Below are 10,755 nucleotides of genomic sequence, written 5' to 3' on the forward strand. Positions count from 1 at the left end.
GATCGGCCGCAGACCTCGGTCAGGGCCCAACTGGTCGTGGCGTCCGCCCGGGTCACCAGGACGGGGCCGCCCGGCTGCGCCGGCAGGAGGCCGGTCCCGTCGACCAGCGTCGCCGCGGCGCCGGCGGGGATCTCCACCACCCCGTCGCCGGATGCCGCGAGGCGGGCAGGCGTGCCGCCGGGCACCGGTACCAGACCGGCGTCGCCGAAGAGCGCCAGCCGGCCCACGCCCGCCGGGTCCGCCGCGATCGCCTGGTTGACCTCCGCCAGCGCCGTGCCGAGCGGCAGGCCGGCGCGGAGCAGCCCTCGCAGCAACGGCGCCGCCCAGGCGCTGCCGCCACGGGTGCCGACGGCGCAGACGACCGCGAGCGTGGAGCCGGCGAGCATGGTCAGCGGAATCGACACGTCGGTGCGGACCGCGCCGTCGCCGCTGGCCGCGGTACGGCAGCTGTCCAGCACCGCGAAGGCCGCCGGGATCTCGGCGGCGCGCAGGTTGTCGCGGATGCGGAGGCCGTACTTGCAGCACTGTTGGCTCTGCTGGCAGGCCGTCAGGTGCCCGGACCACCGGTCCGCCCGGACCGGCTCGACGGGCAGCAGGGCCCGTTCCTCGCTCCGGCCGCAGATCGTCCCGTCCAGCAGATCCATCGAGCAGTCCCGGGCGTGTGCCCGGCCGGCGAGGATGGCGACGTCGTCCCGGGTGGCCGCCCGCAGCCCGGCGACCGTGACGTCGAGCCCGGCGAGCCGGCGCGGTCCACCGTCCACGGCGAGCGTGTCGAAGGAGAGGTCGTCCGAACTGGCGGCGACGGTCGGCCCGCGCAGGAGTGTGCGCGCGGCGAGTCGACTGGCCGTGGCCGGGTCGCGGGCCACGAAGAGGCCGAGGCGGGCGTCGGTGGGCAGCGCGGCGAGCGCGCCGAGGTCACGCCGTCGACGGCACCCACCACGGTGACCGGGACGTCAGTGCTGAGCCGGACCGCCTCGGCGAGGGTGGCGCGCCGCAACGGCGGCCCGATCCCCGGGCCAGCACCATGCCGACGGCTTCGAACTCGTCCTCGGTCACCAGCACCACGCCCTGCCAGGCGCGCGGGTCCGGCGTCGGCGTCAGCGGCGTGGAGACCACCGTGGGTGGTCCCTCCGGCGGCGCCAGGACCGGCACCAGGGCGAGGTCGGGCTGCACGCGCTGCGCCAGCGCGGTGTAGGACTCCGGATCGGTGACCGTCGTGACCCGGTCGACGCCGGGTGAGATGGTCACGTCGCGGTGACCGTTCATCTGTGGTCCTCCGGGGACGCCGGATGGTCGGACGGGAGGCCGTCGCGGCCCAGGGTCGCCCCGTTCGGACGGTTCCCCGGCCTGTCCGGTGCTGCGCGGCGTGCTACGGAACGCATCTCACACCAGCGGCGCGAAGAAGTACGTCGTACGCCGCTGGAACAGCAGCCGGGTGTTGAGCACGAAGATGTCCGCGAACTCCACCTCGACCTGTCGCCCGTCCCGGAGCGTGCCACCGAACGAGCCCTCCACGGTCACGTCGTCACCGGCGACTGTCATTCGGCGCAGCACGTGCCGTCCGTGCGCGATGACCCGTCTGTTCCGGTAGAACTCACGCAACTGCGCCCGGCCGGTGAGCTGCTCATAGCCCGGCCGCCGGTACACCGCGTCCTCGGCGAAGAGGGCGACCAGGCCCGCGACGTCATCCTGGTCCACCAGCCGGTAGTACCGGCGTACCTGCTCGGCCGCAGCCTGGTTCTCGGCCATCACTTCCCGCGTCCGACCCTTCGGGATATGCGCCATAAACGCGAGGAACCGCATTTGTGTGCAGCGCGGAACGATTTCTGTGAACGAGTAGGGAGCCCCGATAATTGCCGGGGCTCCCGACCCGTCACCTACTTCAGTTGGCGTCGGCCTCGACCAGCATCGAGTCCAGCTCGGCGTCCAGCTCCACGTCGGAGAACGCCTCGATCTCCGGCGCCGAGGTGTCGGCCTCGGCCTCGAAGAACAGCTCTGCCGACATTACGCGGAAGAAGGCCGGCTTCTTGGCGTACGGGTAGTTGGACATTGTTCCTCCTCCGATTGGGGGATCGATGGAAGCAATCTTTAAGCAGCAATCGAGAGACTGTCAAGACCCGCCGCGGGACCTCCTCGAGGCCGGTCGACCCATTGCCGTACGTCCATGGCTGCGGCGTGCGGGCGGTTCCGCCGGCTGCGAGGGAGCGCTGACACAAGGGCGTGAGCTGCGAAAACGCTCGTCATCGGAGCGTCGCGTGAAACTTCCACGTGACGAGGGGCCGACGCGCGGCCGACGAGCGAGGTATCGTCTCCAGCGGGCCCAGGCTTCCTGCGGCCGATCGGGGGAAATACCTCTATCGCCTTCCGGCGCCGGTTGTGGTTATGGTTTGCCTGGCTTTCGGGCCACGCCGACCCGAGCCACGCCCAAATCGGGATGCCTCGGTGACTCACGTCGCTGAGGCTTGATGAGGAGAGTGTGCGCTGTCCATGCTCGATAATCCGCTCATTGCGTCCGATCAGCGCCCGTATGAGGTGCCTGCGTTTGACCGGATAACGGAAAGCCACTTCCTGCCGGCATTCGATTTCGCCATCGAGAGGCAGCGGGCTGAGGTTGAGGCGATAGCGGCGAACCCGGACCCGCCGACCTTCCAGAACACGATGGAGTCGCTGGAGCGGTCCGGTCTTCTCCTGGAGCGCGTGCACACGGTCTTCCTGACGCTCTGCTCGGCGCACACCAACCCCCGCCTCCAGCAGATCGAGGCGCAGGTGGCCCCGCTGCTGGCCGCGCACCGCGACTCGATCTTCCTCGACCGCCGGCTCTTCGTCCGGGTGGACGATCTGCACCGCCGGCTTTCCGACCTCAACCTCGATCCCGAGTCGGAGTGGCTGCTGAAGCGGTACCACACCGACTTCGTACGGGCCGGGATCGGTCTGTCCGGACCGGACGCCGACCGACTGCGCACCCTCAACGCCGAACTGGCAGTGCGCTACGCCACCTTCAGCCGCAGGCTGCTGGAGGAGGCCAACGAGCTCAGCGTTCTGGTGACCGACCGGGACCAGCTCGACGGGTTGCCGGAGGACGGGGTCAACGCTGCCGCCGAGGCGGCGCGCAGCGGGGGGCACGAGGGGGCGTACCTCATCGCCCTGACGCTGCCGACGGCGCAGCCGGCACTGACCTACCTGCACGACCGGGCCCTGCGGGAGCGGATCCACCGGGCCTCCACCGAACGGGGCGCCCGGGGCAACGACAACGACACCACCGATCTGGTACGCGAGATCGTCCGCCTGCGGGCCGAGCGGGCCTGGCTGCTCGGGTACGACAGCCACGCCGACTACCAGATCGAGGACTGCACCGCCCGGACCGTCGCCAACGCGCGCGGCATGCTGGAAAGCGTCGTCCCCGCGGCGGTGGCGAACGCCCGGGCCGAGGAGACGGCCCTTCAGGCGGTCGTCGACGCCGACGGGGGCGGCTTCCGGCTGGAGGCGTGGGACTGGTCCTACTACGCCGAGCGGGTCCGGCGCGACCGGTACGCGGTGGACGAGGGCGAGCTCCGTCCCTACCTCGAACTGGAACGGGTGCTGTCCGACGGTGTCTTCTACGCCGCCGAACGGCTGTACGGCCTGACCTTCCAGGAACGGCACGACGTGCCGGTCTACCACCCGGACGTCCGGGTGTTCGAGGTCTTCGACGCGGACCGCACCCCGCTGGGGCTCTTCCTCGCCGACTTCTACGCCCGCCCCTCCAAGCGGGGCGGCGCGTGGATGACCAGCCTGGTCGCGCAGTCACGGCTCCTCGGCACCCGCCCGGTGGTGATCAACACGCACAACATCAGCCAGCCGCCCCCCGGCGAGCCCACCCTGCTCACCCTCTTCGAGCTCAAGACCGTCTTCCACGAGTTCGGCCACGCGCTGCACGGCCTCTTCTCCGACGTCCGCTTCCCGCGCTTCGCCGGCACCCAGGTGCCGCAGGACTTCGTCGAGTACCCCTCGCAGGTCAACGAGATGTGGATGTTCTGGCCGGAGGTGCTGGCGAACTACGCCCGCCACTACCGCACCGGCGAGCCGATGCCGAGGGAGATGGTCGACCGGCTGCACGCCGCGGCACGGTTCAACGAGGGTTACCGGACGACCGAATACCTCTCGGCGTCCCTGCTGGACCTCGCCTGGCACACGCTCGGTGCCGACGACCGGATCGCCGACGTCCGGGCCTTCGAGGCCGAGGTGCTGGAGAAGGCCGGTTTCAGCCTGCGGACCGTGCCGCCCCGCTACCGCACCACCTACTTCGAGCACATCTTCTCCGGCGACCACTACAGCGCCGGCTACTACTCCTACATCTGGAGCGAGGTGCTCGACGCCGACACGGTGCGGTGGTTCGAGGAGAACGGAGGGCTCGAACGGGCCAATGGGGACCGGTTCCGCCAGGAGGTGCTGTCGCGGGGTGGGACGGCCGACGCCATGAGCTTCTTCCGGTCACTGCGGGGACGGGATCCGGAAATCCTTCCGCTCCTCGAACGGCGTGGACTGCGGGCGACGACAGGCTGACAGGGGCTCCGGCGGGTGCGCTGCCGGGCCCGAGACGACCGACCGAGGGGAGGGGCGATGCTGACCCGGAGCGTGGAGCCCGACGTCAGGTGCCAACCAGCGGGGAATCTGCACCCGCTCATCGCGGGCCGGTGGAGCCCCCGGGCGTACGACCCGACGTACGTCATCGAGGAGAGTTCCCTGCGCAACATGCTGGAGGCGGCCCGGTGCACGCCGTCGAACCGCAACTCGCAGCCCTGGCGGTTTCGGGTGGGCCGGCGCGGGGACGAGGTCTTCGACGGGCTGCTCGCCGCCCTCACCCCCGGCAACCGGCTCTGGGCGGCCTCCGCCTCAATGCTGATCTGCGGTTCGGCCGCGCGGTGCGACGAGTCGGGCGAACCGTTGCGGTGGGCGTCCTACGACCTCGGCCAAGCCATCGCCTACCTCACCGTCCAGGCCATGTCCGAGGGCCTGTACGTCCGACAGATGGCCGGTTTCGACCCGGCCGTGATCCGCCTGGGCCGGGACGTGCCCACCGGCTTCGACCCGTGGATCGTGGTCGCGGTCGGCGCGCTCGGCGACCCGGAGCGGCTCCCCGCCAGGTGGCAGGCCGAGGAGGGTGCCGGCAGGGTCCGCACCGAACTGCGGCTGCTGGTCAGCGAGGCGGCCGTCCCACACCACACCGGCTGACCCCGGCCGGCGCGGCGGTCCCTGAGCTGCTGCACAGGGACAGGCTGGACAACCCGGGCATTCGCAACATGCCCGCGTCGAGGCACCAGTGCCGGTGGTCAGACGGCGTGCGCACCGACGACGAACTCGCCGTCACCTGTTCCCGCCGGCTGCCGCTGCCAGCCACCGAAGACGAAGTCCACCGCCCAGCCCGTCTCGGCCAGTGACGCCCGCAGCTCCGCCTCGGTCCGGAAGCGCATGGTGGCCGAACTCGACCGCGCCCGGTCCGGGAACTCGTAGTGCCGGGTCACCTCGACCACACCGGGCTCCGTCTCGGTCGCCTCGCTCCACACGAGCACGTCGCCGCCGTCGGGCAGGGGCACGGCGTGGCGGGACTCCACCGGGCTCCAGGTCGTCCAGCTCCGGAACGCCGGGTCGCGGGTGTCGAACACCAGCCGGCCGCCGGGCACCACCGCACGACGCAGAGCCGACAGCGCGGTCCGCCACTCGTCGTCCCCCACCAGGTACTGGGCGACGTGGCTGGTCATCAGGGCCACGTCGAAGCTCGCCGGCGGCGCGTCCGCCGCGGTTCCCTGGATCCAGGTCACCGCCGCCGCGCCCGGCTTGGCGCGGGCCGCCGCCAACGATGCCGCCGCCGGATCCACGCCCGTCACCCGGTGCCCGCGCCCCGCCAGCGCGATGGTGAGCCGGCCCGTGCCGCAACCGAGATCCAGCACCCGTACGGGCGCCGTGCCCACGGCCTCGACGAAGAAGTCGTCGTCTGCCGCCCACCGGCACTCCGCGTCGTACACGGTGACGAGCACTGGATCTTCGAACTCACCGTGCCGCATCCGACGAATTTTAGTCTGGGACGGCGGCGTGGTTCGGCGCGGCCGGCCGGCTCGGACCAGCGGGCTCGGACGAGGAATCCTGGTCGCGTGGCGGCAACGGCGAAGGTTGCCAAGCTGTCCCTGTTGACTGGGAGCGCCTCGTCAGCGCGTGCCTCGGACGCGTCGGCCCGCGCCAACACGGTCACCTCGGCCCGTGCGTCGGCCAGCGACCCGAACACGCAGACGTGAGGCGAACGCCGACCGAGTCCGCGCCCAGATCTGGCAGGACGGGGTCACCGCAGCGCAAGCACCGCTGGGCAAAAGGGCGTCTTCTCAGGCCACCGACGGCGGCTACCGCGCGGCACCCCCGTGTGCTGCTTCGTTGTTGGCCGAACGGACTCCGGTGAGCGACGAACGGTCATTTCCATGGGCGATGGATTCTCCGGGCCGCCTAGAAAGGAGTCATGACCAACGAAGTGACAGTTCCCCTGCTGCCCTGCGCGTCCATCGACGAGATCGTCGCCTTCTACCAGGTGCTCGGCTTCCACACCACGTACCAGCAGCGCAAACCCAACCCGTACGCGGCGTTGCGACGCGAGGATCTGCACCTGCACTTCTTCGAGATGGCCGGCTTCGACCCGGCGGACTCCTACGGCTCCTGTCTGGTGCTCACCAGCGACATCGAAGGGCTGCACCGGGCGTTCGCCGCGGGCATGCGGGCCGCCTACGGCAAGGTGCTGGTCTCCGGTACGCCACGGATGACCCGACCCCGGGCGCGGAAGAACTACGACGGGCTGGGCGGGTTCAGCGTCGTCGACCCGGGCGGCAACTGGATTCGCGTCGTGCAGAACGCCGCCCCCACCCCCGACCCCACGGCGACGTCGGGCGGACGCCTCGGCAAGGCTCTGGCGAACGCCGTGGTGCAGGGCGACTCCCGGGGCGACGCCCAGCAGGCCGCCCGAATCCTCGACAGCGCGCTGGCCCGCCCGCAGGCCGACGACGACCCGGTCGTCCAGGTCGAAGCCCTCGTCTACCGCGCCGAACTAGCGCTGACGCTCGATGACCGGGAGACCGCGACGGAGATGCTGGCCCGCGCCGATCGGATCGAGCTGAACCCGGAGCAGGCCACCCGGGCGGCGGCAAACTTCGACGCCGCCGCCGATCTCGCAGCGGCGCTGCGGTGAGCCCGCATGCGCCGGTCACGATCATGGTCGCAGCCCTGTCCGGTGTGATCGGCGTGTGGTCGTCGGTCGGGGCGGTTCGCCAGGCCAACGCAGGTCAACGTGGGTCACTCCCTGCCAACGCGGGTCGACCCGCAGGTCGCTAGACTGGCCACTCGCGCCCCGGTAGCTCAGGGGATAGAGCATCGGTTTCCTAAGACGACGCTCTATCTGTACCCAGAGGCTCGCTACCTGCGGGTTCCTATTCTGTTTTCACGTTAGTGGGTCGCACACACGCGTTGCTGTGCTCGCTTGCGGAAGATCAGCAGGACAATCGTAATCCCTGCTCAGACCATGCTTCGGTCGGTCCGACATGTCCTTGCCGAGATCCGGCGAAGTTGCCGCGATGCGTCAGTCTACGGTGCCGAGAGGGCTTGGGCTAGCACCGTGGCGGGTTGCGGTAACTGGCGAGCGGACAGCGGTTCACGACGGCGCCGATGCCGCACCTCGGATCATGAACAGCGGCATGGTAACCGGCTGGAGGGGGCGCAGCGGCGTTGCTGTCCTCGCTGGTTGGTGGTTTGCCGCGCGCGGCCGGCGATGGTGAGCGAGTGACTGTTTCACCAGGGCGAAAGCTGGTCGTCCTGATAATTCATTCGCTGGTCCTGGCAGGTATTCAGGCCGAGGGCGGTGATGATCCGGATGGCCGGTGGCTCGCCGCTTGTCCATCTGTGTCGGCGGACGGCGTTACCGATTGCTGAAAGACTGCTGCCCTCCCAGGCCGTCTCGGTGGTGGCGAAGATGAGCTGGTGGGCCTGAAGGGTGTCGGCTGCCTCCACCTTCTTCTTGGCTTCCTTTGGCGGGCGGTTGCCGAGCGTCCGGCTGCTCTTCGCCTCCGCCACGATCAGCTGTCCGTCGGCGTAGGCGGGGAGGTCCAGTTCAACGAGCGCGGAGCCTGAGCCGTTGCACAGCTCGAGCTCGGCGGAGTCGGTGTAGCGACGCGCCCTGCTCCGCAGGTGATGTGCCAGCAGGAGGGGGACTTCCCCGTTGTCCCGAAGAAGGTCGCGAGCGACCGGGTGCAGGTCGAAGTACCAGGTTGGCCCGTTGAGGGGCTGACGCCATCTCGTGCTGGTCAGTGGATTGCTGGCTTGGCACCGAGGGCAGGTGATGATTCGCCCGGCGAGGTCGAGGCTGATGAAGTTGACGCGGCCGCATAGTTCGCAGCTGACGATGATGCCGCGAATGAGTAGTCCTGCCGTGACCATAGAGTCGATGTCGGCGGCCAAAGCGTTCTCGTCCTCGCGCGGGTCGAAACTCTTCATGCCGTCGAAGGTCAGGTATCCCTCGTAGCCGGCGTCGTTGGTGCCTGCGGCGTGGAGCACGACGCCCTCCCCGCTGGGGTAGCGTTCTCTGGTTGCCGGCTTGTCGCTGAGGAAACCGCGAAGGACGGGCAGCAGTGGCCCAGCGAGAGTCGCGGCAAGCTGCTCGCGTCCGCCCAGGAGCGTGGCGAGTACCTCGGCTCGCCGGCCGGCGTCCGAGAGCCGCACCGACTTCTCTTGCTGCCCGGCGAGGCAGTCGGCCCATTGCCGCAGGGATAGCTCGCGAAGTTTGGGCCGTGCTAAGCGGGACAGCCTGGGTGTCCCAGCCGCGACGAAGTCGTACCGGTGCGACTCGAACCGCGTGCCGTAGCGGCCGCTGCGCACCCACGTCAAGTACGGGTCCGTTCCTGGGGCGAGTAGGTGACCACCGTCCAGCCCTCGGCCGGGCGGCGCACCTAGGCTTTCCGGACGAATCTCGACCTGCCATGTCAGCTCGGGGGATTCTCGGAGCTGCGAGTCGGAAAGGTCGGGTGCAGGGGTCGGTGACAGCATGGTGACCGTGCCACCCTCGTCTGCTGCGGCCGGGATGGCTACCGGGTGGTCGAGGTCCGCTTCCAAGGCGTAACTCATCGCGCCGTCGCGAGGGAAGTCGAGGTCGCCTGACACGACGGCCTTCTCGTAAAGCTGCTGCTGGCTGATACCGGTAGAGCTGATCAACTCTACTACCGGTGTGCGCAGCGCCTCAACGGTCGCGGCGACTGCTGCGGCACCTGCCGATACTGTGCACGCGGTGACGCGGCCACGGCGGTAGGCGCTCCTAGTCACGGCTGCGTTCTGGAGCAGAAGACGCATCCGCTCGGCGCTGGTGTCTGTGCCACACGGGGAGAGCTCGCTGGGTAGCCACCAGCCGTCCCCGTACATCAACTTACGGGCGTACGCGGCAGCGAAGTCGGCCGCGCTGTCACCGATCACGAAGGTGACGTGATTACGGGGTCGGTGGCCGAAGCTCACCTGGCCTAGGCCGTAGGTCGTGCGCTGGAACGCAGTCCCGGCGCGAAGCGGGTCGTCGCCGTCGCGGAAAGGGGCAAGCAGGTGTCCGAGCAACGCCTCAGGCGGCCCACCAGCGGGACGGCTGTCGTCGGACAGCAGCCATTCCAACAGATGCTGTCGTTCTCTCTCGTCGAGGACTGGTGGGTCACCTAGCTCGGGCTCGTCGAAGATGCCGCACTGTGCCGCGACCATCAGGCCCAAGGCGCCACCCCACCTGGGCGGAGCGGTCAGATAAGGACCACCTGCCATATGCGGGATGGCCGACAGGGGTGTGAGCGGGGCGGCAGCGTCACCGAGGCCGAGTGACACAAGACGTTCCTCGGCCGTCCCATGCTCTTGACGCCGATACGGTGAGCACAATTCGGCAACCGTCTGACGGGCCCGTTCTCCAGCCGAATCGTCGCATTGCGTATCCGACACCTGCTCCAGCAGGCGTACCCGCTCCTCACCGTCGATGACGCGGCCATCAACATTCGGTAGGACGGTCCCAGGCGCGGCGCGCTCCCGCTGGCCGATCGTGGTGTTGAGCAAGACGACGTAGTCCGGGTCGTACGCCCGGGCGGCACGCAGCAGTGCCGGCTCCACGGAGCCGCCAACGTGAGGAACGAGGAGAAACCCGCGTCCGCCCCACAGCCGTGTCGCTGTATGAAGAGCCAGGCGAGCCCAGTAGTGCCACTCCTTGCCTCCGTCGAAGACGACTACGACGCGAGGCGCCGAGAGCCCAATCTGGGCGACCAAGGGTGCGGCGGTGAACATTCTCGAATCCTCTGACTGCAATGGGGGAACCAGCCCCGACGACCGCGGTGACCGGCTTCACCGTACCGGGAGATCCGAAGAGTTTTCACCGCCCTTGCGGTGCGACACATCCACCCACCAGGTGCCTTCATTAGATGAAGCCGCCGTGTCCGCATCACCGGGGCAGGACACCGTCCGCGGATCGGGCCACGGCCAGTCACGCGTTGGCAGCCATCGCTAGTGGCGCCACCAGGAGCTGCTTCTATGGGACCAGTTGGCACAGCAGCGGGGCCGCTACCGGGCAGCAACGAACTCGGCGGGATGGCCGATGCCGCAGTCATCCCGGCCCTGGTTGTACCCGTCATCGCGCTCCTAGGTCGTGTTTCGTAGGGCGGCGTTGTTGGGGCGTGGCGGTGGTCGCTAATTGAAGAGGTCTCCGGTAGTTGGTTCAGCGACCAAGCTAGAACTTCA

Annotated in this window: 9 protein-coding genes; 3 read left to right on the forward strand and 6 right to left on the reverse strand. The window is 69.3% G+C overall.

Annotated features, from left to right (window positions below):
• The 4 genes from JM949_RS28575 to JM949_RS28590 all read right to left on the reverse strand — a co-directional run.
• Nucleotides 1-866 (reverse strand): hypothetical protein (locus JM949_RS28575; protein WP_203151280.1); only part of this gene is annotated, 866 nt, incomplete at its 3' end.
• A 49-nt stretch (nucleotides 867-915) separates the two neighbouring features.
• Complete coding sequence (locus tag JM949_RS28580; RefSeq protein WP_203151281.1) at nucleotides 916-1,266, reverse strand: hypothetical protein; 351 nt, start codon at nucleotides 1,264-1,266, stop codon at nucleotides 916-918.
• 117 nt (nucleotides 1,267-1,383) lie between these two features.
• A complete protein-coding gene (locus JM949_RS28585; RefSeq protein ID WP_203151282.1) occupies nucleotides 1,384-1,749 on the reverse strand; it encodes a nuclear transport factor 2 family protein in 366 nt (121 codons plus the stop codon).
• Between the two features lie 133 nt (nucleotides 1,750-1,882).
• Complete coding sequence (locus JM949_RS28590) at nucleotides 1,883-2,050, reverse strand: hypothetical protein (RefSeq protein WP_203151283.1); 168 nt, start codon at nucleotides 2,048-2,050, stop codon at nucleotides 1,883-1,885.
• A 482-nt stretch (nucleotides 2,051-2,532) separates the two neighbouring features.
• On the opposite strand from JM949_RS28590, the gene JM949_RS28595 reads away from it, so the two are divergent.
• Both JM949_RS28595 and JM949_RS28600 read left to right on the forward strand, forming a co-directional pair.
• Nucleotides 2,533-4,542, forward strand: a complete 2,010-nt coding sequence (locus tag JM949_RS28595) for a M3 family metallopeptidase (RefSeq protein ID WP_309232365.1) — start codon at nucleotides 2,533-2,535, stop codon at nucleotides 4,540-4,542.
• A gap of 57 nt (nucleotides 4,543-4,599) precedes the next feature.
• Nucleotides 4,600-5,211, forward strand: coding sequence for a nitroreductase family protein (locus JM949_RS28600; RefSeq protein WP_203151285.1), 612 nt, complete (start codon nucleotides 4,600-4,602; stop codon nucleotides 5,209-5,211).
• A 98-nt stretch (nucleotides 5,212-5,309) separates the two neighbouring features.
• Here the strand turns inward: JM949_RS28600 and JM949_RS28605 are convergent, their stop codons facing one another.
• Nucleotides 5,310-6,041, reverse strand: coding sequence for a class I SAM-dependent methyltransferase (locus tag JM949_RS28605; protein WP_203151286.1), 732 nt, complete (start codon nucleotides 6,039-6,041; stop codon nucleotides 5,310-5,312).
• 443 nt (nucleotides 6,042-6,484) lie between these two features.
• On the opposite strand from JM949_RS28605, the gene JM949_RS28610 reads away from it, so the two are divergent.
• Nucleotides 6,485-7,204 (forward strand): bleomycin resistance protein, encoded by a 720-nt coding sequence (locus JM949_RS28610; protein WP_203151287.1) that lies wholly within the window; start codon nucleotides 6,485-6,487, stop codon nucleotides 7,202-7,204.
• Nucleotides 7,205-7,800: 596 nt separating this feature from the next.
• Here the strand turns inward: JM949_RS28610 and JM949_RS28615 are convergent.
• Nucleotides 7,801-10,134, reverse strand: a complete 2,334-nt coding sequence (locus JM949_RS28615; protein WP_203151288.1) for a hypothetical protein — start codon at nucleotides 10,132-10,134, stop codon at nucleotides 7,801-7,803.
• Between the last annotated feature and the right edge of the window lie 621 nt (nucleotides 10,135-10,755).

This window comes from Micromonospora tarensis, assembly GCF_016803395.1.
GTDB lineage: Bacteria > Actinomycetota > Actinomycetes > Mycobacteriales > Micromonosporaceae > Micromonospora > Micromonospora tarensis.